Here is a 24,970-nt window from a genome sequence, read left to right as displayed (position 1 = left end):
TAGAATCGACGGGACATCACATTCTTCGGAAGGACATCTGTGCTGCGTACGCACGAGGCCGGGTCGCTCGGCAAAGACTTGGTAGGAAAGACCGTCACGCTGGCAGGGTGGGTCGATCGTCGGCGCGACCACGGCGGCGTCGCATTCATCGATCTGCGTGACTCGACCGGCATCGCTCAGGTCGTCATCTATGACGAGGCCGTCGCACACCCGCTGCGCAGCGAGTTCGTGGTCAAGGTCGTCGGCGATGTGCGTCTGCGCCCCGAAGGCAACGCGAACGAGAAGCTCGCCACCGGCGAGGTCGAGGTCGTCGCCACCGAGGTCGAGGTGCTCGCACCCTCCGCCGCCCTCCCCTTCCAGGTCTCCACCGCCCTGGCCGGCACCGAAGAGACCGAGAGCGTCAGCTCCGATGTGCGGCTCAAGTACCGCTACCTCGACCTGCGTCGTCCGGCACCGGCGAAGGCTCTGCGCCTGCGCGCCGCGGTCAGCCGCGCCGCCCGCAGCGTGTTCGACGCGCACGGTTTCGTCGAGGTCGAGACCCCCACGCTGACGCGGTCGACACCTGAAGGCGCTCGCGACTTCGTGGTTCCCGCACGCCTGTCGCCGGGCAGCTGGTACGCCCTGCCGCAGTCGCCTCAGCTGTACAAGCAGCTGCTGATGGTCGCCGGTCTCGAGCGCTACTACCAGATCGCCCGCTGCTACCGCGACGAAGACTTTCGCGCCGACCGCCAGCCCGAGTTCACCCAGCTCGACGCCGAGCTGAGCTTCGGCGGGCAGGAAGACGTCATCGCTCTGGCCGAAGACGTGCTGACCGCAGTCTGGGCCGAGATCGGCGTCGAGATTCCTCGACCGATTCCTCGCCTGCCCTATGCCGACGCCATGCGCCTCTATGGTTCGGACAAGCCCGACCTGCGCTTCGGCAACCCGATCACCGAGCTGACCGACTTCTTCGCAGACACCCCGTTCCGCGTCTTCCAGGCCCCGTATGTGGGCGCCGTGGTCTACGAGGGCGGCGCGTCGCTGCCGCGTCGCCAGTTCGACGCCTGGCAGGATTGGGCCCGTTCGCGCGGTGCGCGCGGCCTCGCCTACGTGACGTTCAAAGAAGACGGCACCCTGGCCGGCCCCGTGGCCAAGAACATCTCGGAGTCGGAGCGCGACGGTCTCGCCGCCGCCGTCGGTGCGAAGCCCGGCGACGCAGTCTTCTTCGCCGCCGGATCGGTCAAGCCCTCGCAGGAGCTGCTCGGCGCGGCTCGTGTCGAGATCGCCCGCCGCAACGGCCTGCTGAACGACGACGAGTTCTCGTTTGTCTGGATCGTCGACTTCCCGATGTTCAAGCGCGTCGGCGAAGAGGGCGATGACGACGTAGCCGTCGGCGCCGGCGCCTGGACGAGTGAGCATCACCCCTTCACGAAGCCGACCCCTGAGTGGATCGACCGCTTCGAAGAAGATCCTGAGCACGCGCTCTCGACCGCCTACGACATCGTCTGCAACGGCAACGAGATCGGCGGAGGCTCCGAGCGCATCCACCGCACCGACGTGCAGGAGCGCATCTTCGAGTTCCTCGGCATCTCGGCCGAAGACGCCCAGGAGAAGTTCGGCTTCCTGCTCAACGCCTTCAAGTTCGGGGCTCCGCCGCACGCGGGCATCGCCTTCGGGTGGGACCGCATCAACGCCCTGCTCTCGCGCACCGATTCGATTCGCGACGTCATCGCGTTCCCGAAGTCGGGCAACGGCCAGGATCCGCTGACCGGCGCCCCGGCCCCGATCTCTGCGCAGCAGCGCAAGGAGGCCGGCGTCGACGCGAAGCCAGAGAAGAAGGGCGACGCGCAGCAGCCCGATCAGAAGTCGGCTGTCGCAGAATAGCCACTGACGTCGAGACCGCGGCCGAGCAGCGCCGCAGGGCCGGAGCGTTGCGTCTCGTGACAGAGACGTTCCGCTTCGGCTCTTTCGCGCTGTGCGGTCAGCGAGTACTGTGCCGATCAGATGACATGAGCCCGGGCACGGCAGAGCAGCCGTTCGCCACAGCAGGCAGACGTGTTACGAAGGAGCCACTCATGACCGACCTCGTCCAGGGGTTCAAGAACGCCTTTCGCCGGCATCCCGCCGGTGTCGCCATCGTCGCCGCCGAATCGGCCGACGGACGCTTCGGGCTGACCGTCTCAAGCGTCGCCTCGGTCTCGGTCGACCCGGTGGCCCTCGTGTTCTCGGTGACGAAGTCGAGCGGGTCGGCCGGGCAGATCATCGGCGCCGACTCCTTCGTCGTGCACCTGCTGGGCGAGGGTCAGGCTGACGTGGCCGACGCCTTCGCGCGCAGCGGCGAACCCCGCTTCACTCCCGAGCAGCGCTGGGGCACTCTGCCCACCGGCGAGCCCCTGCTGCTCGACGCCCCAGTGGCCCTGCGCAGCCGTGCACTCGACACGCTCACTGTCGGGCGATCGCAGCTCATCGTGGCCGAAGTGCTCGACGTGCACGAAGGCCCAGAGTCGGGGCCGCTGATGTATCGCGATCGACAGTACTTCACGCTCGCCGACAGCGCAGCGGTCACACGACCCTGAGCGCGGCACGCCCGCTCTGAGGTGACGCGGGCGCCGTGAGACCTGCCGAGCCAGAGGTGACGCAGCGATGTGAGACCTGCCGCGGCAATTAGTTGCGTTCTGCAACCAACTATCTATACTGATGTTCGTGCAAGACCAGACCGCCATCCAGCTCGTGAGTGAGACCGCTCGATTCATCCGCAACGCCCGTGCGGTGTCGTTCGAGGCCACGAAGGCAGGCGCGCTGAACGTTCCGCTCAGCCTGGTGCTCGAGGCACTGCTGAATCACGGCAGCTGCCGTGCCGCGCAGGTCGGCGAGCAGATCGGCTTCACCCCGTCGGTGCTGAGCAGGCACATCGCCGAGCTCGAAGAGCACGGCCTCGTCGAACGCGTCGCCGACCCAGACGACGCTCGTGCACGTATCGTGACGATCACCGAGCACGGCCGAAAGCGCCTGCACGAGTCACAGCAGCTCAGAGCGCGACGGCTGATCGACCGCATCGGCGTCTGGGACGAGGTGCAGGCTGCCGAGGCGGTGCAGGCACTCGGCCTGCTCAGCGACCGCCTCGAACGAGGCGCCGCAGACGCACGCCCAGACGACGACGCACAGCCAGCTGGCGGCAGCTGATTCGCCCCGCCGCCCCACCATCCACCACGTACCTTTGAACCGAGGCCTGTTTGTCCCCCGCATCCAACACACCTGACAGCTCTGCAGCCATCCCAGTGCCCGACAGCGCCACCCAGAATCTGACGTTCAGGCAGGTCGCGAAGGTCATCGTCGGTCTGCTGCTCGCGCTGTTCACGGCGATGCTCAGCACGACCATCGTGGCCAACGCGCTGCCGCAGATCGTCGGAGACCTGCACGGCTCGCAGTCTCAGTACGGATGGGTCATCACCGCAGCTCTGCTCGCAAACGCCGCTTCGACTCCGATCTGGGGCAAACTCGCCGATCTGCTGAACAAGAAGACGCTGGTGCAGCTCGCGATCATCATCTTCACGATCGGTTCGGTCGCCTGCGGGTTCGCCCACGGAATGCCCTGGCTGATCGGCGCGCGCGTGCTGCAGGGCCTCGGCATGGGCGGTCTGATGGCCCTCGCCCAGGCGATCATCGCCACGATCACCCCTCCGCGCGACCGCGGCCGCTACACCGGTCTCATCGGCGCGGTCATCGCCGTCGCGCAGACCAGCGGCCCCCTCGTCGGCGGTCTCATCGTGGACAGCGCGCTCGGCTGGCGCTGGACGTTCTTCGTCTGCGTGCCCTTCGCGATCGCTTCGTTGGTGCTGCTGCAGTTCACGCTGAAAGTGCCGAGTGTGCGCACCGGCCCGGTGCACATCGACTGGGCCGGCTCGCTGCTGCTCACCTCAGGCGTCAGCGTGCTGCTCATCTGGGTCTCGTTCGCCGGCCCCCGAGGTTCGTTCGACTGGGTCTCGCCGGCCTCGTTCGCCATGGTCATCGGCGGTGTGCTGCTGCTGGTCGCCACGCTCTTCGTCGAGTCGAGGGTCGCCGAGCCGATCATCCCTCTCGGGCTGCTGCGTGACCGGACCACGGCGCTGGTGCTGATCGCGTCGATTCCGATCGGCGTCGCACTGTTCAGCGCATCGACCTATCTGGGCGAGTACTTTCAGATCGCTCTGCAGCAGACCCCCACAGCCGCCGGCCTCCTGCAGCTGCCGATGGTCATCGGCATGATCACCGCGAGCATCAGCACCGGCGTGCTGATCAGCCGAACCGGCCACTGGAAGGTGTTCCTCGTCGTCGGCAGCCTCTTGGTGACGACCGCGCTCACGATGCTCACCTTCACCACGCACGAGACGCCGATGTGGCAGACCGGATGCCGCATCGCGGTGCTCGGCCTCGGCATGGGCATGCTGATGCAGAACCTCGTGCTCGTCGTGCAGAACACCGTGAGCGTGCGCGACGTCGGTGCGGCCAGCAGCATGGTCGCGTTCATCCGCACCTTCGCCGGTGCGACCGGTGTCGCCGTCTTGGGCACCGTGCTGTCGAATCGAGTCGGCGATCTGGTCAGCAGCGGCTTCGCCGCGTTAGGGCCCGGCGCTCAGGCGGCAGAGGCGACGTCAGGCGCGCCATCCGGGCTCGACCTCTCCCAGCTGCCCGACTTCGCTCGCGACATCGTCACCAGCGCCTATGGCGACGCCACCGGCCGCATCTTCCTGATCTCTGCCTGCCTGTCGGTGCTCACCGTCATCGCAGTGCTGTTCATTCCGAACCGGCCGCTGCGCAAGACCCTGGACATTCAGGAGTCTGAGACGGCCTGATCGATCTGCGACCGCAGCCGCGCCGGGTCGACATGCCACTGCGCGACCTGTCGGTCGCCGATGAAGACGACCGGGATCAGCTCGCCGAAGCGCCTCTGCAGGTCTGCGTCATCGAGGATGCTCCGCTCGCGCAGCGTGACCGGCTCGCCTGCCTCTCGCGCCTGGGCAATCACCTCTGCGACGATCGTGCGAGCGTCGTCACAGAGGTGACATCCGGGTTTGCCCAGCAGCAGCACATCGATGGTCATGTCTCGATTCTAGGAATCTCGGCGAGTCATCGAGGCTCCGACACGTCTCATCTCGGCGCGGGCAGGTAGGATATGCGGTGATGTCATCCGCCTCCCCTTCTGCCGAGATCGCCGTCTTCGACCTCGACAACACCATCGTGCGCGGCTCCGCTGTCTTCCACTTCGGGCAGGGTGCCGTCAAGCAGGGTGTCATCCGCTATCGCGACATCTGGTCGTTCGCCTGGCAGCAGTTTCGCTTCTCGCACCGCGGCGAGAACACCGGCAAGCTCACCGACATCCAGGATCGCGCGCTGGGCATCGCCGCAGGGCACCGTCTCGACGACCTGCGTGCGCTCATGCCGTCGATCTACGGCCGCTACATCGCCAAGCGCATCTGGCCGCAGATTCCCGGCCTGATCGCACGCCACCGGGCGGCAGGTCGCGACGTCTGGATCGCCACGGCATCCCCCTCGCTCATCGCCGACTACATCGCCGAACGCCTCGGCTGCACCGGCGCCATCGCCTCGCAGCTCGAGCTCACGCCGACGGGCGAGCTCACCGGACGCTTCGCCGGCCCGGTGCGTCACGGCGGGCAGAAAGCGGTCGCCGTGCGCGCACTTGCCGAGGCCCACGGCTACGACCTCGCCGACTCGTATGCCTACACCGACTCGATCAACGACCGCGCCCTGCTCGAGCTGGTCGGGCATCCGGTCGCGGTGAACCCAGATGCGCAGCTGCGCACGCTGGCTCTGCAGAACGGATGGAGCATCCGCCGCTTCACCCGACGCCAGCGCCCTGACGCCTGACCGGGCACGCACACCCCGACGCACACGAACAGGGCACGAAGAAGGGCGCCAGGAAGGAATCCTGACGCCCTGGTCAACACGCGTTCGCGCGGTCGAAGACCGTTCGCGAACCCTGCGACCTACTTCTTGTTGCGACGCTGGTGGCGCGTCTTGCGCAGAAGCTTACGATGCTTCTTCTTAGCCATCCTCTTGCGGCGCTTCTTGATCACTGAACCCATAGGGAAACCTCACTGAATGTTCTGGTCGGGTGCCGACCTTTTGCTCAACCCGGTTATTCTACCAGCAGCTGCACGCCGGCACTACCTCAGCGGCGGCCGAACGCCCGGCCGACCCGCCGCGCACCGGCGATGAACGGCCGCGCGACCGCTGCGGCGACCTGACCGAGCGTCTGCGCCACCCCGCGTTCGATCGGGTGCTCTGGTGTGCCGAGACGCGCGGCCAGCGGGTCGTCGTCTTTGAACTGTGCGCCGTCGGTCGGGCATGGGGATGCCCCCTCGCTGCCGCCGGTCGCCCCGACGGTCACCGTGGCCAGGCCCGTGGGCTCGGGTTCGGGGTAGAACTCGTCGATCCACTCGCGCACCGGATCGAGCGCTGTGACATTGATGCGGTACAGCCGCCGCTGGCCGTCTTCGCGCACCTCGACGAGGTCGTGGTCGCGCAGCACTCTGAGGTGTTTCGAGACCGTCGGCTGGCTGACCTCGAGCTGGTCGACCAGCTCGGAGACGCTCAGCTCCGCTCCCGCATCGTGGAGGGCTTGGAGGATGCGTCGACGAGTCTGCTCGCTGACGGCTTCGAATACCGAGCTCATGCCCTCTAGGCTAGCCAATCGGCCGCGCTTGCGACACCGGTCTGCGCGAAGACCCGACGCGGCAGCACCGCCGACCGTGCAGGAGGCACGCACCCCAGCATGAGAGATAGGCTTGAGGGCATCGGCGAAGTGCGGCCGATCACGAACCACGGGAGCAGAAATGGCCGCTGAAGTCGGCATCGGTGCGGGGCAGACACGTCTGCGTCGCCTGACCGACCGTCTCAAGACCTATGCGGGGCGCTCTCCCTCGCGTTTCGCGATTCTGGCGTTCACCTCGATCATCTTCATCGTCACACTCGTGCTCAGCACGCCGATGGCCAGCGCGAACGGCACGTGGACTCCTCTGCACGAGTCGCTCTTCACGGCGACGAGCACCGTCTGCGTCACCGGGCTCGCGGTCGTCGACATGGCCACGCACTGGTCGCCGTTCGGCAATGCGGTGATCCTGATCGGCGCACAGATCGGCGGCATCGGTGTGCTGACGATGGCCTCGATGCTCGGCATGGTGGTCACGCGGCGCCTCAGCCTGCGCCAGCGGCTCATCGCGGCGAGCGACACCAACCCGCTGCGCACGCACGCCGGCCCGGTCAGCGAGGGTCAGGCCATCCGTCTCGGCGAGGTCGGCGGGCTGCTCACCACCGTGCTCTTCACATCGCTGATCGTCGAGTTCGTGCTGTTCGTCGGCATCCTGCCGAATCTGCTCATCGGCGGCGCCTCGTTCGGCACGGCGGTCTATGACAGCGTCTATCTCTCGGTGAGCGCGTTCAACAACGTGGGGTACACGCCCTTTCCCGAGGGTCTGGCCGCTCACGAGTCGAATTCGTGGCTGATGGGGATGCTGGTGTTCGGCGTGTTCGCCGGCTCGCTGGGATACCCGGTCGTGTACACCATCATGCGCAACCTTCGGGCTGTGCTGAAGCGCAGCACCCGTCACCCGCACTGGAGCCTGCACGTGCGGCTCACCCTGGTCGCCACGGCGGCCATGGCGCTGCTCGGCACGCTGGCGTTCTCGCTCTCAGAGTGGAACAACCCTGAGACGTTCGGCGACAGCGTCGCATGGAGTCGACCCTTCGAAGCGCTGTTCTACACCACCATGACCCGCTCGGGCGGCTTCGCACTCTTCGACCCGGCCGAGCTGAACGACTCCAGCCTGCTGATGAGTCAGCTCTTCATGTTCATCGGCGGCGGCTCGGCCTCAACGGCCGGCGGCATCAAGGTGACCACCGTCGCCGTGCTGCTGCTCGCGGCCCTGGCCGAGGCGCGCGGTCAGGGCGAGATCCAGGCCTTCGACCGCCGCATCCCCAACGACGTGCTGCGCGTCGCCGTGAGCATCGTGCTCTGGGGCACGACGATCGTCCTGGCCTCGACCATCGCGATTCTGCCGTTCACCGATCGGCCGCTGGCCGACGTGCTCTTCGACGTCATCTCGGCGTTCGCGACCTGCGGTCTCTCCACCGGCGTGACCCAAGAGCTGCCCACCCCCGCGATCGTGGTGCTCTCTGCGACGATGTGGGCCGGCCGTGTTGGTACAGTGACGTTGGCGGCGGCGATCGCGTCTTCATCGCGTCGCCAGCTGTACAAGCACCCAGAAGAGAGGCCGATCGTTGGTTGAGAGAATCGCCGTCGACGCACCAGTGGCCGTGATCGGTCTGGGGCGGTTCGGAGCCGCCACCGCCGGTCAGCTCAACCGACTCGATCGCGAGGTCTTGGCGGTCGACACGAACCCGTCTCTGGTGCAGAAGTGGTCGGAGCGCGTCACGCACACCGTCGAGGCCGACGCCCGCAACCCCGAGGCGCTCAAGCAGATCGGCATCGGGCACTTTCAGATCGTTGTGGTCGCCGTCGGCACGCTCGAGGCGAGCGTGCTGATCACCGCGAACCTCGTCGACCTGAAGGTGCCGCAGATCTGGGCCAAGGCGTCGACGCAGTCGCACGGCAAGATCCTCGCGCGCATCGGCGCCAACCACGTCGTCTACCCCGAGGCGCAGGCGGGCAATCGCGTCGCGCATCTGGTCAGCGGCCGACTCCTCGACTTCATCCAGTTCGACGACGACTTCGCGATCGTGAAGCTGTACCCCCCGAAGATCATCCGCGACAAGCCGCTGGGGCGCTCGATCGTGCGGTCGAAGTACCATGTGACCGTCGTCGGCGTGAAGTCACCGGGCAAAGAGTTCACCTATGCGACCGAGAACACCGTGATCACGAATCACGACCTGGTGATCGTCTCAGGCCGCGTCGCAGACATCGAGCGCTTCGCCAACCTCGACCGCTGAGCCCGACCCCACACAGCTCGGCCCGGCTCCAGGCACGAGCCTCGGCGGGCGTCAGGCGTTCTCAGCCGCCATCTCCTGCGCCCGATCGATCGCCGCATGCAGCGCCTCGGTGAGGTTCTCGACCTGACCGCCCCGCGAGATCACTGCGAGCGCCTCCTGCGTCGTGCCGCCCGGGCTGGTCACCGCGATGCGCAGCTGTTCGGCGGTCTGCCCGCTCTCGTCGAGCAGACGTGCGGCACCGATCACAGTCTGATCGGCGAGCAGCCTGGCCTCGTCGGCGGTGAAGCCGATGTTCTGTGCCGCCTGCTCGAACTGCTCGACGAACGCGAACAGGTAGGCCGGCCCAGACCCCGACACCGCTGCCAGGTCGTCGATGCGCGACTCGGGAATCTCGAGCACCGCACCCACCGTCTCAAACAGCGACTTCACCAGCATCCGCTGTTCTTCGGTGGCGCCGGGCCCGGCGGCCAGCCCCGTCACCCCAGCGCCCACTCGGGCCGGGGTGTTCGGCATGGCGCGAAAGACCGGCGTGCCCGAAGGCAGCGCGCCGACCATGGAGGCGATGGTCACGCCCGCGGCAACGCTCACCACGATCGCCCCCGGCGCGAGATCGCCGCGAATATCACGCAGCACCTCTGAGACCTGATACGGCTTCACGCCCAGCACGACGATGCCCGCCCCGCGCACCGCCGCCGAGTTGGCGTCGGCCTCGCGTTCGCCGCTGAGCGCATGCACGCGGCCGCTGTACTCGCTGGCCAGGGCGTCGGCCTTCGCCGCAGAGCGATTGGTCGCACGGATGCCGTCGTCGGCTCCGTCGGCCACGGGGATGCCCGAGGCGATCAGGCCGTGCAGAATCGCGCCGTTCATCGAGCCGACGCCGAGAAAGGCGATCGCAGGAAACGAGTTCGGTGCAGCCGCCGACGGCGAGCCGGCGTCAGCTGCGACAGCGGATGTCGGATGCAGGTTCTCAGATGCGCTCTCAGTCATGGTGGTCAGTGTAGTAGCGTGCGGACCCGCACCGCAGCGCGACGAGTATTCTGAAAGGATGACAACGAACGCGTCAGCAGCGACACCCGCTCCTGCCAGCACACCCACTCCTGCCAACACACCCGAGCCACGGCAGGAGGGCACCGGCGCGATCATCGCAGCGCTGCTGGCCAACTTGGGCATCGCCGTCACGAAGTTCGTCGCCTACCTGATCTCGATGTCCAGCTCGATGCTCGCCGAGTCAGTGCATTCCCTAGCTGACACTGGCAACCAGCTGCTGCTGCTCGTCGGCGGGCGTAAGGCGCGCCGCGAGCCCACGCCTGAGCATCCGTTCGGCTTCGGGCGCGAACGCTATGTCGCCGCATTCGTGGTGTCGATCGTGCTGTTCAGCCTCGGCGGTCTCTTCGCCGTCTATGAGGGCTTCGAGAAGATCATGCATCCGCATCCGCTCGACAACTGGTGGCTGCCGATCGCGGTGCTCGTGGTGTCGATCGTCTTGGAGTCACTCTCGCTGCGCACCGCACTACGCGAGTCGAAGGCCGCACGCGGCGACAGCAGCGTCTTGGAGTTCGTCCGGCGTGCGAAGGCCCCGGAGCTGCCCGTGGTCATCCTGGAGGACACCGCCGCTCTGACCGGGCTGGTTCTCGCCCTGTTCGGCGTCGGGCTCACTGTGCTCACCGGCAACGGCGTCTGGGACGGCGTGGGAACGATCGCCATCGGCGTCCTGCTCATCGTGGTGGCGCTCGTGCTCGGTGCCGAGACCCGCAGCCTGCTCATCGGCGAAGGCGCGACCGACGCCGACCTGAACCGCATTCGCACCGCCGTGCTGGCCGGTGACGATGTCGATCAGATCATTCATCTGCGCACGCTCTACCTCGGGCCCGATGCGCTGCTCGTCGCGATGAAGGTCGCGGTGCCTCCGACGGAGTCGGCGCGCGAGCTGGCTCAGGCCATCGATGCGATCGAGGGGCGCATTCGCGCACAGGTGCCGATCGCCACGACGATCTTCATCGAGCCCGACGTCCTGCGCACGGCTGCATAGTGCCCAGCCGTTCCGGGGTCTTTCGGCAGGTTTCATCCGTCTCACCGAGACGCAACTGAAGCGGTTCGGCGCCGTCGACGAGCGCTCAGCGCGAACGCCACGCTGGCCACGAAGGCCAGCGCCAGCACGGCGATGCTGAACTCTGCCGAGCCGTCATAGCCGGAGGGCTGCGCGAAGCTCTCCCCATTCGCCGTCGCCATGATGAGAAAAGTGGCGCTGAGCGCACTGCCCACGGCATACGCGACACTGCGGTTCAGCTGATATGTGCTCATCGCGCTGCTGGTCTCTGCAGGCGGAACCCCATCGGCGATCTGCAGCGGATTGATCGCGTAGACGAGTCCGACGCCGAGTCCGTTGAGCGCCATTGCGATGATCAGCTCCGGATACGTGGAGCGCGCGAAGAGAAAGACCACATACGATGACAGCGGGAACAGGCAGCCCAGCGCGACGATGATCTCGTACGAGAGATGTCTGGTCAACATGGGCACGAGGTGTGAGGCCGCGAAGCTCGCCAGCGAGAACGGCAGAAGCAGCAGCCCTGCTGTCAGGATCGACGCTCCGAATCCGTAGCCGGTCGACTTCGGAGCCTGCACCAGCCGGACCACCAGGGGCGCCAGTGGGTAGAACCCGATCGCGACCAAGAACACGGTGACATTCGCACTGGCCACAGCCGGCCGTCTGAACATCCGCAGATCGATCAGTGGATGCGCGGCGCGCAGCTCCCAGAGCGCCCAGACCGCCAGCAGAGCCAGAGCGACGATCGCCAGCATGATGACCGGCGCAGATGCCCACCCCCACTCGGCTCCCTCAGAGAGCGCCACCAGCGTCAGGGTCAGTCCTGTGCCAAGCAGAGCAGAGCTGACGAGCCCCACATGGCTCTGTCCGGCCGTCGTGGCGGGAAGCACACGGATGACCGCGACCAGACAGACCGCACTGAGTGCGGCAACGAACCAGAAGGGCGCAGCCACACCCCCGAGTTCGGCGAGCGCACCCACGACCGGGTATCCGATGCCGATGCCCGCCGCAGTCGTGACGCCGATCGCGGCGATCGACCTCGCCCGACGTTCCACGGGAAGATCATTGCGAGCGGTCGCAAGCGCCAGCGGCACGAGCCCGAGCCCGAGCCCTTGGATCGCCCGCCCGAGCAGGAACACGGGGAATCCTGCTGGAAGCGCTCCGAGCACACAGCCGACGGTCATGCCTGCAACCGCGCCGATTGTGGTGGCTCTGTGCGCCGGCCCCGACCCCAGCCTCCCGATCACCGGCGTGACGACTGCACCGACGAGCAACGTGATCGTCAGTGCCCACTGTGACTCCGACAACGAGACGCCGTAGTGTTCCTGAACCGCCGGCAGCAGCGGCGTGCCCAGGCTCGCGACGGAAGTTGAGAGAACGGCCAGGAAGATCAGGGTCGTTTGAAGCCCTTTGCGAGAGTGTCCAACAGTCATGCTGACAATGGTCGGCCCACCCAGCGAATACTTCCAATACTCATATTGTCTCGTAGATATAATGCACAGTTATGGAGCTGCGTCATCTGCGATACTTCGTGACCACCGCGGCCGAGGGAAATGTGACTCGTGCGGCCGCAAAGCTGCATGTGACTCAGCCCGGAGTCAGCGCCCAGCTGCGCCAGCTCGAACGTGAGCTCGGCCAGCCGCTGCTCGATCGAGTGTCACGCGGAGTCCGCCTCACCGCCGCAGGCGAAGCCTTCCTGCCTTATGCGCAGGCCGCTCTCGATGCCGCGGAATCCGGCGCTGCGAGCGTCTCTGCCGTCGCCGGTCTGGTCACGGGGCACCTCACCATCGGGACAATCTCGACCATCAGCTCCGCCTCCGTCGACCTGCCCGCACTGCTTGCCGCCTTCCGTGCCGAACACCCCGATGTCGACATCACACTCCGCGAGCTGACCAGCGCCCGACTCCTCGACGGATTGAGCCATGCGCGCCCGGAAGTCGGGCTCGTCGGGCTGGGATCCGCCCTGCCCGGGGACAAAACTGCGACGCTGGAACTCGCCCGTGAACAGCTTGTCGCCGTCAGCTGCAGCTCCCCCCTCCCCGCACAGCTGTCAGTGCCGCTGAACGCGCTCGTCGATCAGCCGCTCATCGTTCCCAGCACCGGAACCGGGCTCCGAGATCGCCTCGACACGGCATTCGCAGGTATCGGAGCCCGGCCGCACATCGCCTTCGAATCAGGTGACCCCGACCTCCTGCTGCGCCTCGCCCTCGCCAGACTCGGTACGGCCGTCGTGCCGGAATCGGTCATCCTGCGATATCGAGGTGACGACCTCACCGTGAGAGCGATCACACCTCGCATCGACGGCACCATCGGACTCGCATGGAGCACGGCTCGTTCGCTGACTCCGGCTGCCCGCGCCTTCATCGACCTCACACGCCAGTCGCTCAACTCGACGGCAGAGAGCTGAAGACCGCTCAACGCCAGACGCAGAACGGGCCACCCCACAGCTGTGGAGCGGCCCGTTCTCTCAGCTGACCTCTACCAGTCGACGCTGAGACGCGAGTGAGCGCCTACTTCTCGAGGTTCTCGTCGGCCCGGACGATGATGACCGGCGACGGAATGTTGTTCAGCACACCGTGGCTGACAGACCCGAGGAAAAGACGTGTGAGGCCCTTGCGCCCGCGGTTGCCCACGACGAGCAGCGCAGCATGCTTGGCGGCCTCGACGATGCCGCGCACCGGCTCGGCCTCGATGAGCTGCGTCTCGATCTTCAGGTCGGGGAGCATGCCCGATACGAGATCTTTCGCACCCTGCAGCACGGCGCGCGACTCGTTGCGCACTTCTTCGATGATCTGTGCGCTCCATGCGACATCGGTGGCCGGCATGGCGGGAATCGTCCATGCCGAGATGATGTGCAGCGTCTCGCCGAGCGAATCCGCAGCCCGAGCCGCATATTCGAGGGCGACATTGCCCGTGGGGCTGCCGTCGACAGCGACGTAGACCCCGTGGCGCTCGCCCAGATCATAGGTGGGCACGACGGCGACGGGCGAATGCGCAGACGCGGCCAGGCGGATCGGCTTCGACCCGAAGATCACGTTCGGCAGCTTGCTGCCCTTGTGGGTGCCGACGACCATCAGCTCGGCGCCCTTCGACTCCTCTTCGAACACCGCAGTGGGCGTGCCGGGAGCGAGGTTGGTGGTGTAAGTGACATCGGGTGCGACGGACTTCGCATATGCGACCTCCTGATCGAGCAGCTTCTGCCCTTCAGTAAGAGCCTCGCTCTCGAACACCGGCGTGTCAGAGAACGGGGTGAGGTCGATCACGTAGAACAGCTCGACCTCGGTCTTCGCGCGCTGGGCGTAACCGACGCCCCAGCGCAGCGCTGCGCGAGCCGGTTCTGAGCCGTCGACACCGATCACGATCTTCTTGGTCATTCTGGCCTGCCTCCTCAAGGTTCGGCGGAGCCAACTGCCCCCGCCTTCACTCTCAGGCTACCTGTTTCCGCCTCGGCATTGAGGTTGTGTCGCAAAGATAAACGATCGGAGATCAGCGCCGAGATTGAAAGAACTCCTGCAGCAGCGCAGTGCTCTGCTGCTCGCGCACGCCGCCGATGACTTCGACCTGGTGATTGAGCCGTCGATCACGCAGCAGGTCGTAGACCGACCCGGCAGCACCCGCTTTGTCGTCCCAGGCGCCGAAGATGACGCGCGGGATGCGGGCCGAGAGAATCGCACCTGCGCACAGCACGCAGGGCTCAAGCGTCACGACCAGGGTCGTATTCGGCAGCTGCCAGCTGTTCCACGCCCTCGCCGCACGGCGAATCGCCAGCACCTCGGCGTGAGCGGTCGGGTCTTCGAGCTTCTCGCGCTCATTGTGCGCCACCGAGATGACGTTGCCGAGCGCGTCGAGCATGATCGCCCCGACCGGGACGTCTCCGGTCTCGAGCGCGCCTCGCGACTCCTCGAGTGCGGCATCCATCCACTGCTCGAAAACGGGGGAGACAGGCATGTTCACGAAAGGTTCCTCACTCACGGATCGGCTGTGCAGCGCCACGTCCAACTTACCCCAGCGTCACAATCGTCATTGTTCGTCACATCCGACGACCCGCCTTGACTCATCCCCTTCGGTATCGCAGACTGGACGCCATGAGCATTTTCGACCACACCAGCGCAGCACGCATCGAGGTGGCAGTGAGCCGCCGCTCGATGATGCGCATGGCGGCCGAAGCGTCCCGAATGTGTCGTTGACCCGACACCCCTCCGAGCAGCCAGACCGGTTCGAAGCGCACACTGACCCACTGTCAGACACTCCGCAGCCTCACCGGTCGAACCATACCGGCGCTCACCCCGCGGAGCATCCCGCGTCCGATCAGACGGCAGCGCGCGAGCATCCGCACACAGACATCGCTCACGACACCAAGGACTCACTCATGACCACTTCATACGATCAGCGCAGCCTCACCGAAGACGTGCAGACCGGCAACGGCGCCCGCAGCGCACACACCCAGAGCGCGCACACCACGCGACCGGCCTCCCGTCAGACAGACCACGGGCAGCATCCGCACGCCCGCCGCGACGAGAACGTCGAAGCTCGCGGCTTCGCACTCTACGTCGGCTTCGACGAGGTCAGCGCAGCCGCCAGCGGCGTCAGCCTGCAGCAGCTCGTCGCCGCTCTCAAAGAGACCGCCGAGGCGCTGGTGCCCGACATCAAGACGCACGCGACGCTCGCGATCGCACCGCGCGGCGCGGGCGGCCGCGATGTGGATGTCGTGCGGCTGGCTCTGCGCGACCCTGCGGCCCAGCGCGCACGGCAGCAGGAACGCCAGACGCATCGCCGCGGTGTCGTCATCGACTTCTCTCGCCAGCGTGTGCTCGTCGACGGCCAGGAGGTCGCACTGACCTACAAGGAGTTCCACCTGCTCGGGCACCTCGTCGAGCATGAGGGCGAGACCGTGCACCGCAACGACCTGCTCGCCGACCTCTGGGACGAAGAGGCCGAGGGCGTGCCGAACGAGCGCACCATCGACGTGCACGTGCGCCGCCTGCGCGCGAAGCTGGGCGACTACCAAGAGATCGTGCGCACCGTGCGCGGCATCGGCTACCGCTTCGACCGACACGCCGACGTGGCCGTCAAAGCCGACTGAGTCGCTTGCTCTGACGCCCCGCCGATCGGTATCTTTGTAGGGGCCCACACCACGATCTGCAAGTGCTGTGGGCGTGCGGAAACGCACAGCGCCTGCTGTGGCGCAGCACTCTTCTGAGTGCGGGCCGGCTGCCCTCTTCCCCTGGGGCAGCTGGCTCATCCCACAGCGGCGACCCCTCTCACACCGTGTCGAGCGCATCATTGAACCTGTACCGTACTGGAATTCGCAGCCAATCGAGCGCTGCACCCGAGAGGAACCACATGACCGACGCATCCGCCTTCGACGAGCTCGCAACGAGCTGGGACGCCATCACGATCGACCAACTGCGCGCCGTCGGCGGCCGCAAGTGGGCACACTATCCGAATGCCGTGGGGGCGTTCATCGCCGAGTCGGACTTCGGCGCAGCGCCCGAGATCACCGCGGCGCTCGAGCGCTGGGTGCGCGAGGGCCGCTTCGGTTACCTGGTGCCGCAGCAGGCGCTGGCCCTGCAGGAGGCCACTGCGAAGTGGCACGGCGATGCCTACGGATGGAAGCTCGACGCCGACCATGTGGGCCGGCTCTCCGACGTGGTCAGCGGTCTCGAGGTGACGCTGCAGCACTTCACGCGCAGGTCGGACAGCAAGGTGATTCTGCCGACCCCGGCGTATATGCCCTTCCTCTTTCTGCCCGAGCAGGCCTGGCAGCGTGACACGGTGCAGGTGCCGCTCGAGGCCGACGGGAGCCTCGACCCGGACGCGCTCGATCGGGCCTTCCGCGCAGGTGGCGAGGTGCTCGTGCTGGTCAACCCGCAGAACCCGACCGGGCACGTCTACACACGCGACGAGCTCGTCGCCATCAGCGAGGTCGTCGAACACCACGGTGGCAGGGTGTTCGCAGACGAGATCCATGCTCCCTTGGTCTATGCCCCCAGGCGTCACGTGCCCTACGCCTCGGTGAACGAGGCCGCGGCTTCTCACACGATCACAGTGACCAGTGCATCGAAAGCCTGGAACCTCGCGGGCCTCAAGACCGCCCAGGTGATCTTCTCGAACGACGACGACCTGCGCATCTGGCAACAGGTGCGCTACTGGCCCGAAGACGCGGCAAGCCCGCTGGGAGTCGTCGCGAACACCGTCGCCTACAATGAGAGCCGCGGATGGCTCGGCGACCTCATCGCCTATCTCGACCGCAATCGCAGCGTGGTCGACGAGCTGGTGGCCACACACCTGCCTCGAGCGCACTACCGTCGCCCCGAAGGAACCTTTCTCGCCTGGATCGATCTGCGCGACTATGGTCTGCCGCGGCCGCTCGGAGACTTCATTCTCGAGCAGGCCGGCGTCGCGGTCACCGACGGAGCCGCCACCGGCCCGAGCGCAGCCGACTTCATCCGCATCAACTTCGCCACGCCACTGCCGATTCTCACCGAGATCTTCAAGCGCATCGGCGACGCGGTGAACGCCGCGTCGCGCTGAGACATGCGCAAGCATCGGCTCAGCCAGATAGCATGACTGCATGAGCGAAGCCGCAGACGCAACGACCAGTCAGAATCCCGACCTGCACCAGCCGACGCGCGACGAGCTCGTCGAGGCGCTGCGCGTGCGCTTCGGAGGTGACGGTGCGCCGACGTTCGACGCCGTGAACCCGACGATTCTGCGACAGCTGCAGCATCGGTCGGTGCGCAGGTTCAGCGACCGCGACGTCACCGACGACGAACTGCGCGCGATTCTCACCGCCGCACAGGCCGCATCCACCAGCTCGAATCAGCACTCGTGGAGCGTCATCGTCGTGCGCGACGAGGCTCGCAAAGAGCAGCTGAAGCCGCTGATCGGCAACCAGCCCTTCATCGACAAGGCGCCTGTGCTGCTGTTCTGGATCGCCGACCTGCACCGTTCTGCGGCGCTGGCCGAACGCGCCGAACAGCCGTTCGTCGGCGGCGCACTGCTCGAGGCCACGCTGGTCGCGTTCATCGACGCCGCGCTCGCCGCACAGAATGCCGCGGTCGCAGCCGAGTCTCTGGGCCTGGGCATCACGTACATCGGCGGAGCCAGGAATCACCCCGAAGAGACTGCAGCCGCCCTCGCACTGCCGTCGCACGCAGCCGTCGCCTTCGGCATGACGCTGGGGTGGCCGAGTCCGACCGACCGCGCGAAGATTCGCCCGCGCCCGCTGCCCGAGGTCGTCGTGCATCAAGAGCAGTACGACGCCGACGTGCTGCCCGGACTGGACGCCTATGCCGAGCGCATCAACGGCTTCTTCGCCGACTACGGGCGCGAGTTCGACTGGGAGAGCTACATCACCGAGCACTTCGCCGACTACGCCGACTTCTACGGGCGCGAACGACTGCGTGACGCCCTGCGCAATCTCGGACTGCCGTCTAACTGAACGGGTCGATGCGCAGGCGAACCTGCTCGGCCAGGTACTCTGCCAGCGGCTGCAGCCGTGTGCCCGTCGTGTGGGGATCCCACCGAACCATGATCTCGCCGTCGACCTCGACGAAGGGGCACGCCTCGGTCTCACCGTGCCCGCTGCTGTTCAGGTCGATCGGCACAGCTTCGAAGTTCACCGTGTCGCCGGGTTCGAAGGGGCCATTCCAGGCGAGTTCCTGCAGCTGTCGGCGCTCTTCGATCGCGAGCGCCGTGTTGCGCGGCCACGCCGGTTCGACCGCCCGAGTCGTCGTGCCGACGATCCACGCGTCGCCTGCCTCGTCGACCAGGAGCGTTCCGATGCGCCAGACACGGCAGACGGGTTCGAGACGGGCGCGGCGGGTGAACATCCATCGTCGACGCGGCGCCACATAACGGGCCAGCGCCTCATCGTCGGCTCCGGCCGCACGCAGCGACTCGACCGCTTGTGTGAGCAGCGCACGCACCTGATTCAGCTGCTCGGTGTTCACTTCGCGCTCATGTTCTCTCGCGTCCATGTTCATCGCACGGGTATGAAAAAGGCCCCGCCGCAGCGGAGCCTTTTCGGTGGTGCGCCCGAAGGGATTCGAACCCCCGGCCTTCTGATCCGTAGTCAGACGCTCTATCCAGCTGAGCTACGGGCGCATGTCCGAAGAATCACTATACACACTGCACACCCGTCGCACAAGCTCTGATCGGCTGGCGCCTGGCCGCGATCAGCGATCGACTTTGAGCTCCATACGGTAGAGCCCGAGCGCGAACGGGCCGTCGAGCGGAGTCGCGGTGTTCGGGGTGATCTCGACCTCATCGTCGGCCGTGCCCAGCGTCACGCCGTTCGTCGACTCGAGATCGGTGATGAACCAGCCGCCGTCGACCCATTCCAGCTTGGCGTGCGTCTTCGAGATCGTCTTGTGCGAATCGGGGATGCGCACGATCTGATCACGTCGGCTGAACTCACCTCGTGGGTTGCGTCCCAGAATCGCCACATCGGCCTCGATCTCGACGCTGTCACCAGACTCCAGCAGCAGGCGGCTGACCGGACGATGATTGCGGCGCACCAGCACAGTCTTCTCGACGTCGTCGTCTTCGACGTCGGAGGCGGTGCCGAAGCCCGTCGAGCCGAAGCTCTCAGCACCGCCGAAGATCGGGGACTCCTGCTGTGCAGCGGGCTGTGGCTCGAGCGCATGCTGGGGCTCGGCGAACGGCGCCTGCTGTTCTGCCGCGAATGCCTGTGCCGGTGCCTGCGGCGTGCCGAAAGCCCCATCGGCTGGCGGTTGCGCAGCCGTGAACCCGGGCACCGAGTCGATCACCGGGGCCGACTCCTGGTACCACGAGTCCGTCTGCGCCTGGGCCTGCGCTGCCTGCACGACCTGCTCGACCACGACCTCCTGCTGACCGAAGCCGTCGTCGGCCGTCGCCTGCGTCGCGAGTGTCTGCTGCGCCTGCAGAGCCTGCTCGTACTGATCGGTCATGGCCTGGCGCACGTCGTCGCCGCCGTACTCCCACAGCCAGGTTCGCAGCGCGTCATCGACGCTCGGGTTCACCGCCACGACCGCGGAGAGCGAGGGATCCTGCTGGATGATGACGCGCATCTGCTCCGGCGAGGTGGCCGGATCGGCCGCCTGCTGGGCGAGGGAAGGACCACCGGTCCAGTCGTTGGATCCGTACGAGGGAAACTGCGGATTCGTCATCTTGTCTTTCCTCTTCCCAGCCCCAAGCGGAAACGTTGGGGCACCTGTGCGAGAATGCGCACGCGTCTAACATATCCTGTCAGCGATTTGGGCGACAACCGCGCCTTCCACCGCTGCCAGCGGGTTCTGCCCGCCACCATCCGAGCACGCTCGGCGTCGACGAGTCGCCAGTACTCCGCTGCCTGCTCGGTGCTCAGTGCGACTCCAGAGAACGCCGCCCAGTCGGCGAGGTCGGCGAGCTGTCGGCGCTCGCTGCTCAACGGCTCGGCGATCTCGCGTCGCGTGGCCCGAATCGGCGCGCTGCCCCCGGCGTCGACGATGTTGTCGACGTGTTCGTCCCAGCCGGCGACGACGCGCTGGTCAGCGGTGCCCCGAGTACGACGACGGCGACGTCGCAGAAGCTTGAGCAGCAGCACTCCCCAGAGCGGCAGCGTGATCAGCGCAGCCCAGAAGAGCACCGTCGTGGCGAGGCGCACGATCGCGAGCACCTGAGCGAGTGTCTGGCTGCCGCTGGCCACATCCGACCCGAGGTCTCCCCCCGACGGGTCTTTGTCCGGCGGCGGCACCTGCCCTGCGTTCTGCTGAGCCGTCGTCGGGCTGTACCGTTTGAACGCGTTCTGGTCTGGGTTCTCGACGAAGCGGTTGTCGGTGCGCGGGTCGGCGTCGATGGCGACCCACCGACCGTCGCTGGTGAGCACCTCTGCCCAGGCCGTGACATCCCGGCCCCGCACTTGGCCGTCGTCGTCGACCTTCGCCCCGTAGACGACCCGAGACGGAAAGCCGACCACCCGCGCGACGAGCGCGGTCGCCGTCGCATACTGCTCTTGGTCGCCGACCGTGGCCGCGCACTGCGACACCGTGCTCGAGCAGTCGAGATAGCGGCTATCGAGCATAGAGGCGAACAGCCCGTCGATACGTGCACGCGTATGCCCGGCGTCGCTGCTGCGAAACTGATAGTCCCGAGGCAGCCAGCTGTTCTCATCGTGGCCCGGATCATCCTTGCTGTGCCCCAGATAGCTGCGCTGGATGAGCAGCCGATTCAGCCGCTGCACCTCGCCGAGCGTGGCCCCGCCCTCGCGCTTCTGGGCGACCCACTCGTTGAGCGCGGGCATCAGATCGGCGCTGACCCCGTCGACCGAGCCGACTCCCGGGCCCACCTCAGACGACGGCTGCTCGTCGTTCGGGGCGAACGAGAACGTGTACTCGTCGCCCGAGCGAAGACCCTGCTGGCCCGCCCGATCGGCGAGCTGGAGGCCCGACTGCAGACGGTCGCTGAAGAAGAACCGGCTGCCGAGCGACCGCTGGTCGCCGCCGTCGAAGTGCAGCTGCTCGAGCTGCTCGCCGAGGGGCACCCACACAGACTGGTAGTCACCGACCGTGACCGTCGCGTCGCGCGTCGCGCCAGCGGTGTCAAGAACGAACGGCACCCGGCGAAACGCGGTGTCGGCGCTGTTGCTCTGCTCGGGATCTGCCGTGCGGAAGACCTGCCCGTCGTATTCGCCGAGAGTCGCGAACCGCAGCCGCTGCGGTGCGTCGCCGCTGACGCTGAGCAGCGTCTGGTTCAGATGCGCCGCGGTGAAGTTGCGGCGGAAGGCCGCCAGCGGGCTGTTCAGCGGCGGAACCTGCGTCTCGGGTTCGACGACGCTGCGGCCGACGATGCGATCGCGGTCGCCGAGCAGCGGGCCGCTGACCGTTCCGGCCACCACCGCGGCGACGACGGCCATGCCGACGGCCAGAGCGATCCGTCGCAGTCGTGCGGCGCGCCTGCCTGAGGACGCGACGGCGACCTTCGCGGCATCGGTCGACTTTCGAGCGGTCTCGCCCTCGGCATCCCCGAGCACATCGCTGACGTAGGCGACGCGAGCGGCCAGGCGCTGCCGTCGCTGCCGCACGATCGGCCAGGCCAGCAGAAGGCCGAGGCCCAGCAGGCCGCAGATCAGGTGCACCGGTGCACGCAGGGAGAGCAGCGGCACCGTCACCGTCTCGGCGGCGGCGCGCGCGCCGAAGACCGTCGGAAAGAGCAGCGCCACCGCGAGCGCCGCCAGAGCGAGCCCCCAGAACCGCACCAGACGCAGCGAGAAGAGCACAGAGAGCAGGGCCGCAACGTAGACGACCAGAAAGAGCGGCAGCTGCATGCCCTGAAAGTCGCCGACCGGAATCGTGATCGTGAGCAGGTTCTTCCAGCCCGTGACCGGAGCGGTCAGCACCTCGAGCGCGCCGTCACCCAAGGTGGCCGGCAGCGCCGACCACGTCGACGGCACCGCTGCCAGCAGCCCGACGACGGCGTAGGTCGCCAGCGCGAGTGCCAGTGCCGGCAGTGCCCGCAGGCGCCGCCGCACGATGATGAGTCCGACGGCCAGACCTGCGACGAGCGCCGCTGCGCCGGCCACAAAGAGGGTGGGTTTGCGATAGATCGGCCAGGAACCGATGATCACGAGCGCCAGCACGACGCTGGTGAACACCAGAGTGGCGACCAGCTGTGCACGTGAGACGGCCCGCGCCTGACCCACGTCACTCATGACTGCACCACCCTCGCCATCAGATGCCGAAGGTCGTCGAGCACGCCCAGCGTGAAGACGGTGATGTCGCCGATGCGCTGCACCCCGGGCTCGGTGTCGAGGTCGACGCGCACCACGACCACCGCGGTGTCGAGACCGAATCGGTGCGCTGCCGTCTGCAGATCGTGCAGTGAGAGGGACGAGCCGCACACCATGAACACCAGCGACAGCCCGTCGATCTGCTGGGCGGTCAGCGTGGCCACCTCGTCGAGGCGCATCATCTGGGCGCTGCGGTCGACCCCGCTGAAGTCGTTGAGCAGAGTGATCGGCGTGAACGTGCTGAGCCGACGTGCCGACCGGATGACTCGCCGGGCCGACTCGGGCACCTCTGCGCTGACCACCACGTCGAGATCTCGCCGGTCACGAATGAGACGCACGCCGATCGACGCCGCGGCGCTCACCGCGAGCTCGAACTCATCGTCGGCGGCGAAGTCGTCAGCTGCCATGCCGAGCACGACGCCGACCTTCGAACGACGCGTCTCTTCGTATTGACGCACCATGAGCGTGCCGGTCTTGGCCGTCGACTTCCAGTGGATGTTGCGCGGGGCGTCTCCCGGCATGTACTCGCGAACGGCGTGAAACGAGATGTCGTCGCTGACCAGCACCGATGAGGGCGTTCCTTCGAGGTCGCGCACGAAGCCGCTGGCGGTCGTCGGCAGCGACACGGTCTTCGGGTGCACGAAGAGCGTGTGCCTCTTGGTCCACTGAATGTCACGGTGCAGCAGTCCGATGGGGTCGGCGCGCACCGAGCGAACCGGCCCGACGGCGATGACGCCGCGACGCTGGGCGGGGATGCCGATGCGCTGCGCATGCGTGGCTCCCGCCAGCAGCAGGGGCACGTGCGTCTCGGCCAGGGCGGCGCCGATGGGAATCTCCAGACGCCCCGGCAGAACAGGCCGCCGCGAGACGTTCGTGACGGTGATGTCGCCGGTCACCTCGTCACCGGCGACGACGTGATCCTCCAGCACACCGAGGTCGATCTGGTAGGCGTTCGCCCCGAAGAGGAACACCGATCCGATCAGCAGCAGCACCAATGCGGCGAGCCCGGCGACCAGCCACTCGACGATCCCCAGGCTCAGCCCCAGCAGCGTCGCCAGAACGGCGACCGCGACGGCGACCCACCCCGCCGCCGTCACGGTCTCGCCGAGCCACCGGACGGCATGCCGCATCCACCGCCGGGCCCTGCGCACGGAACGCGCGCCGAACACGCTCAGCCGTGCGCGAGCACGCGTCGAGACGCTGCCCTGCGCGAAGCTGGTGACGGTCTCGGTGCGCGTCGAGGTGCGAGTGCTGGGGTCGAAGGTCACGACTGGGCAGCCCCCTGCGTCGGCGGAGCGGTGTCGAGCAGAACCTGCCCGATGACTTGGTCGGCGGTGACGCCGTCGAACTCGGCTTCGGGGTCGAGGATGATGCGGTGCCCGAGCACCGGCAGAGCCAGCGCCTTGATGTCGTCTGGCGTGACGAAGTTGCGCCCGTGTGCGAGCGCCCAGGTGCGCGACACGTTGGCCAGTGCGAGAGCGCCGCGCACACTGGCGCCCAGCCTCGTCTGCGCCGCGTCACGCGTCGCTTCGACCAGCCGTGTGATGTAGTCGATGAGCACCGGTTCGATGAACACACCGGCGGTGAGCGCGATCATGTCGTTGACGGCCTTGGGCAGAATGATGCCGGGAATCTGATCGGTGGTGACGGCGGCGCCTTCGAGGATGCGACGGGTCGACGCCGAGTCGGGGTAGCCCAGCGAGGTCTTCATCAGAAAGCGGTCGAGCTGCGCCTCGGGCAGGCGGTAGGTGCCTGCCTGCTCGATCGGGTTCTGCGTCGCGATCACCATGAACGGCCTGTCGAGCGGCCGGGTGACGCCGTCGACGGTGACCTGCCCTTCTTCCATGACCTCGAGCAGCGCCGACTGGGTCTTCGGCGAGGCGCGGTTGATCTCGTCGGCGAGCACGATGTTCGCGAAGATCGGGCCCTTGTGAAACTCGAACTCACCGCGCTTCTGGTCGTACACGCTGATGCCGGTGATGTCGCCAGGCAGCAGATCCGGGGTGAACTGCACCCGCGACGAAGTGCCCTGCACGGTGCGCGAGAGCGCCCGGGCAAGCGCGGTCTTGCCGGTGCCCGGAACGTCTTCGAGCAGCAGGTGCCCGCGGGTGAGCAGCGCGGTGAAGGCGAGCTCGATGACGTGGCGTTTGCCCACGATCGCCTGCTCGACGTTGTCGACGAGGCGCCCGAAGGTGTCGCCGAACCACGCCGACTGCCCGGCGGTGATGCTGCTGCTCATGCGTTCTCCT

24 protein-coding genes and 1 tRNA gene are annotated in these 24,970 nt (G+C 67.0%); 12 read left to right on the top strand and 13 right to left on the bottom strand.

The window, feature by feature from the left end:
* Positions 1 to 39 precede the first annotated feature (39 nt).
* From aspS to F8O06_RS00900, 4 genes are all read left to right on the top strand, one after another.
* Complete coding sequence (gene aspS / locus F8O06_RS00915; protein WP_158030336.1) at positions 40 to 1,863, top strand: aspartate--tRNA ligase; 1,824 nt, start codon at positions 40 to 42, stop codon at positions 1,861 to 1,863.
* 191 nt (positions 1,864 to 2,054) lie between these two features.
* Positions 2,055 to 2,555 (top strand): flavin reductase family protein, encoded by a 501-nt coding sequence (locus F8O06_RS00910; protein WP_158037051.1) that lies wholly within the window; start codon positions 2,055 to 2,057, stop codon positions 2,553 to 2,555.
* A 127-nt stretch (positions 2,556 to 2,682) separates the two neighbouring features.
* A complete protein-coding gene (locus tag F8O06_RS00905) occupies positions 2,683 to 3,162 on the top strand; it encodes a MarR family winged helix-turn-helix transcriptional regulator (RefSeq protein WP_192496783.1) in 480 nt (159 codons plus the stop codon).
* Positions 3,163 to 3,257: 95 nt separating this feature from the next.
* Positions 3,258 to 4,811, top strand: a complete 1,554-nt coding sequence (locus F8O06_RS00900) for an MFS transporter (protein WP_225732939.1) — start codon at positions 3,258 to 3,260, stop codon at positions 4,809 to 4,811.
* On the opposite strand, the gene F8O06_RS00895 is transcribed toward F8O06_RS00900, so the two are convergent.
* Complete coding sequence (locus F8O06_RS00895; RefSeq protein WP_158037049.1) at positions 4,790 to 5,059, bottom strand: glutaredoxin family protein; 270 nt, start codon at positions 5,057 to 5,059, stop codon at positions 4,790 to 4,792. The two genes, F8O06_RS00900 and F8O06_RS00895, sit on opposite strands and share 22 nt — an antisense overlap.
* An 80-nt stretch (positions 5,060 to 5,139) precedes the next feature.
* Here F8O06_RS00895 and F8O06_RS00890 point away from each other — a divergent pair, with 80 nt between their 5' ends.
* Positions 5,140 to 5,844: an HAD family hydrolase gene (locus tag F8O06_RS00890; RefSeq protein WP_158037048.1), complete on the top strand. Its 705-nt coding sequence runs from the start codon at positions 5,140 to 5,142 to the stop codon at positions 5,842 to 5,844.
* A gap of 119 nt (positions 5,845 to 5,963) precedes the next feature.
* Here F8O06_RS00890 and F8O06_RS00885 read toward each other — a convergent pair whose 3' ends face one another.
* Together F8O06_RS00885 and F8O06_RS00880 are read right to left on the bottom strand one after the other, a co-directional pair.
* Positions 5,964 to 6,062, bottom strand: a complete 99-nt coding sequence (locus tag F8O06_RS00885) for a 30S ribosomal protein bS22 (RefSeq protein ID WP_003792170.1) — start codon at positions 6,060 to 6,062, stop codon at positions 5,964 to 5,966.
* 86 nt (positions 6,063 to 6,148) lie between these two features.
* A complete protein-coding gene (locus F8O06_RS00880) occupies positions 6,149 to 6,652 on the bottom strand; it encodes an ArsR/SmtB family transcription factor (RefSeq protein ID WP_158037047.1) in 504 nt (167 codons plus the stop codon).
* A gap of 160 nt (positions 6,653 to 6,812) precedes the next feature.
* Between F8O06_RS00880 and F8O06_RS00875 the strand changes: the two genes are divergently transcribed.
* Together F8O06_RS00875 and F8O06_RS00870 are read left to right on the top strand one after the other, a co-directional pair.
* Positions 6,813 to 8,264, top strand: coding sequence for a TrkH family potassium uptake protein (locus F8O06_RS00875; protein WP_158037046.1), 1,452 nt, complete (start codon positions 6,813 to 6,815; stop codon positions 8,262 to 8,264).
* A complete protein-coding gene (locus F8O06_RS00870) occupies positions 8,257 to 8,925 on the top strand; it encodes a potassium channel family protein (RefSeq protein ID WP_158030343.1) in 669 nt (222 codons plus the stop codon). Before F8O06_RS00875 ends, F8O06_RS00870 begins: the two co-directional genes overlap by 8 nt.
* Before the next feature lie 51 nt (positions 8,926 to 8,976).
* Here F8O06_RS00870 and proC read toward each other — a convergent pair whose 3' ends face one another.
* The gene (proC, locus tag F8O06_RS00865; RefSeq protein ID WP_158037045.1) at positions 8,977 to 9,912 is read right to left on the bottom strand and encodes a pyrroline-5-carboxylate reductase; all 936 of its coding nucleotides are present in this window, start codon (positions 9,910 to 9,912) and stop codon (positions 8,977 to 8,979) included.
* 58 nt (positions 9,913 to 9,970) lie between these two features.
* Between proC and F8O06_RS00860 the strand changes: the two genes are divergently transcribed.
* Positions 9,971 to 10,954 carry a cation diffusion facilitator family transporter gene (locus F8O06_RS00860; RefSeq protein ID WP_158037044.1) on the top strand — a complete coding sequence of 328 codons (984 nt, stop codon included), beginning with the start codon at positions 9,971 to 9,973 and terminating at the stop codon, positions 10,952 to 10,954.
* Positions 10,955 to 10,995: 41 nt separating this feature from the next.
* On the opposite strand, the gene F8O06_RS00855 is transcribed toward F8O06_RS00860, so the two are convergent.
* Positions 10,996 to 12,402 carry an MFS transporter gene (locus F8O06_RS00855; protein ID WP_158037043.1) on the bottom strand — a complete coding sequence of 469 codons (1,407 nt, stop codon included), beginning with the start codon at positions 12,400 to 12,402 and terminating at the stop codon, positions 10,996 to 10,998.
* Between the two features lie 71 nt (positions 12,403 to 12,473).
* Here F8O06_RS00855 and F8O06_RS00850 point away from each other — a divergent pair, with 71 nt between their 5' ends.
* Positions 12,474 to 13,376 (top strand): LysR family transcriptional regulator, encoded by a 903-nt coding sequence (locus F8O06_RS00850; RefSeq protein WP_158037042.1) that lies wholly within the window; start codon positions 12,474 to 12,476, stop codon positions 13,374 to 13,376.
* Positions 13,377 to 13,479: 103 nt separating this feature from the next.
* Here the strand turns inward: F8O06_RS00850 and F8O06_RS00845 are convergent, their stop codons facing one another.
* Together F8O06_RS00845 and tadA are read right to left on the bottom strand one after the other, a co-directional pair.
* Positions 13,480 to 14,343 carry a universal stress protein gene (locus F8O06_RS00845; protein WP_158037041.1) on the bottom strand — a complete coding sequence of 288 codons (864 nt, stop codon included), beginning with the start codon at positions 14,341 to 14,343 and terminating at the stop codon, positions 13,480 to 13,482.
* 112 nt (positions 14,344 to 14,455) lie between these two features.
* Complete coding sequence (tadA, locus tag F8O06_RS00840; protein ID WP_192496782.1) at positions 14,456 to 14,917, bottom strand: tRNA adenosine(34) deaminase TadA; 462 nt, start codon at positions 14,915 to 14,917, stop codon at positions 14,456 to 14,458.
* Between the two features lie 421 nt (positions 14,918 to 15,338).
* On the opposite strand from tadA, the gene F8O06_RS00835 reads away from it, so the two are divergent.
* From F8O06_RS00835 to F8O06_RS00825, 3 genes are all read left to right on the top strand, one after another.
* Positions 15,339 to 16,052 (top strand): winged helix-turn-helix domain-containing protein, encoded by a 714-nt coding sequence (locus F8O06_RS00835; RefSeq protein WP_158037039.1) that lies wholly within the window; start codon positions 15,339 to 15,341, stop codon positions 16,050 to 16,052.
* Between the two features lie 260 nt (positions 16,053 to 16,312).
* A complete protein-coding gene (locus tag F8O06_RS00830; RefSeq protein WP_158037038.1) occupies positions 16,313 to 17,503 on the top strand; it encodes a MalY/PatB family protein in 1,191 nt (396 codons plus the stop codon).
* A gap of 40 nt (positions 17,504 to 17,543) precedes the next feature.
* The gene (locus tag F8O06_RS00825) at positions 17,544 to 18,413 is read left to right on the top strand and encodes a nitroreductase family protein (protein ID WP_158037037.1); all 870 of its coding nucleotides are present in this window, start codon (positions 17,544 to 17,546) and stop codon (positions 18,411 to 18,413) included.
* Here the strand turns inward: F8O06_RS00825 and F8O06_RS00820 are convergent.
* The 6 genes from F8O06_RS00820 to F8O06_RS00795 all read right to left on the bottom strand — a co-directional run bounded on the left by F8O06_RS00820 (position 18,406) and on the right by F8O06_RS00795 (position 24,960).
* Positions 18,406 to 18,924: a hypothetical protein gene (locus tag F8O06_RS00820; protein WP_158037036.1), complete on the bottom strand. Its 519-nt coding sequence runs from the start codon at positions 18,922 to 18,924 to the stop codon at positions 18,406 to 18,408. The two genes, F8O06_RS00825 and F8O06_RS00820, sit on opposite strands and share 8 nt — an antisense overlap.
* Before the next feature lie 77 nt (positions 18,925 to 19,001).
* A tRNA-Arg gene (locus F8O06_RS00815) sits at positions 19,002 to 19,078 on the bottom strand.
* 71 nt (positions 19,079 to 19,149) lie between these two features.
* On the bottom strand, positions 19,150 to 20,124 hold the full coding sequence (locus F8O06_RS00810) for an FHA domain-containing protein (RefSeq protein ID WP_158037035.1): 975 nt from the start codon (positions 20,122 to 20,124) through the stop codon (positions 19,150 to 19,152).
* Positions 20,121 to 22,643 (bottom strand): transglutaminase-like domain-containing protein, encoded by a 2,523-nt coding sequence (locus F8O06_RS00805; RefSeq protein WP_158037034.1) that lies wholly within the window; start codon positions 22,641 to 22,643, stop codon positions 20,121 to 20,123. The genes F8O06_RS00810 and F8O06_RS00805 overlap by 4 nt, the downstream gene beginning before the upstream one ends.
* Positions 22,640 to 23,989, bottom strand: a complete 1,350-nt coding sequence (locus F8O06_RS00800; RefSeq protein ID WP_158037033.1) for a DUF58 domain-containing protein — start codon at positions 23,987 to 23,989, stop codon at positions 22,640 to 22,642. The genes F8O06_RS00805 and F8O06_RS00800 overlap by 4 nt, the downstream gene beginning before the upstream one ends.
* Positions 23,986 to 24,960 carry an AAA family ATPase gene (locus tag F8O06_RS00795; RefSeq protein WP_158037032.1) on the bottom strand — a complete coding sequence of 325 codons (975 nt, stop codon included), beginning with the start codon at positions 24,958 to 24,960 and terminating at the stop codon, positions 23,986 to 23,988. Before F8O06_RS00795 ends, F8O06_RS00800 begins: the two co-directional genes overlap by 4 nt.
* Positions 24,961 to 24,970: the final 10 nt, after the last annotated feature.

The organism is Pseudoclavibacter sp. CFCC 14310 (genome assembly GCF_008831165.1).
Lineage (GTDB): Bacteria > Actinomycetota > Actinomycetes > Actinomycetales > Microbacteriaceae > Pseudoclavibacter_A.
Note: the sequence above shows the minus strand (reverse complement) of the source record. Positions and strands in the feature narration are given on the sequence as shown.

Bases quoted from the DNA above. Each gene is read 5' to 3' on its own strand.
- F8O06_RS00895 (WP_158037049.1), bottom strand. From the start codon at position 5,059: ATGACCATCGATGTGCTGCTGCTGGGCAAACCCGGATGTCACCTCTGT.
- F8O06_RS00855 (WP_158037043.1), bottom strand. From the start codon at position 12,402: ATGACTGTTGGACACTCTCGCAAAGGGCTTCAAACGACCCTGATCTTC.
- F8O06_RS00885 (WP_003792170.1), bottom strand. From the start codon at position 6,062: ATGGGTTCAGTGATCAAGAAGCGCCGCAAGAGGATGGCTAAGAAGAAG.
- F8O06_RS00890 (WP_158037048.1), top strand. From the start codon at position 5,140: ATGTCATCCGCCTCCCCTTCTGCCGAGATCGCCGTCTTCGACCTCGAC.
- F8O06_RS00805 (WP_158037034.1), bottom strand. From the start codon at position 22,643: ATGAGTGACGTGGGTCAGGCGCGGGCCGTCTCACGTGCACAGCTGGTC.
- F8O06_RS00910 (WP_158037051.1), top strand. From the start codon at position 2,055: ATGACCGACCTCGTCCAGGGGTTCAAGAACGCCTTTCGCCGGCATCCC.
- F8O06_RS00875 (WP_158037046.1), top strand. From the start codon at position 6,813: ATGGCCGCTGAAGTCGGCATCGGTGCGGGGCAGACACGTCTGCGTCGC.
- F8O06_RS00795 (WP_158037032.1), bottom strand. From the start codon at position 24,960: ATGAGCAGCAGCATCACCGCCGGGCAGTCGGCGTGGTTCGGCGACACC.
- F8O06_RS00810 (WP_158037035.1), bottom strand. From the start codon at position 20,124: ATGACGAATCCGCAGTTTCCCTCGTACGGATCCAACGACTGGACCGGT.
- F8O06_RS00830 (WP_158037038.1), top strand. From the start codon at position 16,313: ATGACCGACGCATCCGCCTTCGACGAGCTCGCAACGAGCTGGGACGCC.
- F8O06_RS00850 (WP_158037042.1), top strand. From the start codon at position 12,474: ATGGAGCTGCGTCATCTGCGATACTTCGTGACCACCGCGGCCGAGGGA.
- F8O06_RS00845 (WP_158037041.1), bottom strand. From the start codon at position 14,343: ATGACCAAGAAGATCGTGATCGGTGTCGACGGCTCAGAACCGGCTCGC.
- F8O06_RS00835 (WP_158037039.1), top strand. From the start codon at position 15,339: ATGACCACTTCATACGATCAGCGCAGCCTCACCGAAGACGTGCAGACC.
- proC (WP_158037045.1), bottom strand. From the start codon at position 9,912: ATGACTGAGAGCGCATCTGAGAACCTGCATCCGACATCCGCTGTCGCA.
- F8O06_RS00825 (WP_158037037.1), top strand. From the start codon at position 17,544: ATGAGCGAAGCCGCAGACGCAACGACCAGTCAGAATCCCGACCTGCAC.
- tadA (WP_192496782.1), bottom strand. From the start codon at position 14,917: ATGCCTGTCTCCCCCGTTTTCGAGCAGTGGATGGATGCCGCACTCGAG.
- F8O06_RS00860 (WP_158037044.1), top strand. From the start codon at position 9,971: ATGACAACGAACGCGTCAGCAGCGACACCCGCTCCTGCCAGCACACCC.
- F8O06_RS00880 (WP_158037047.1), bottom strand. From the start codon at position 6,652: ATGAGCTCGGTATTCGAAGCCGTCAGCGAGCAGACTCGTCGACGCATC.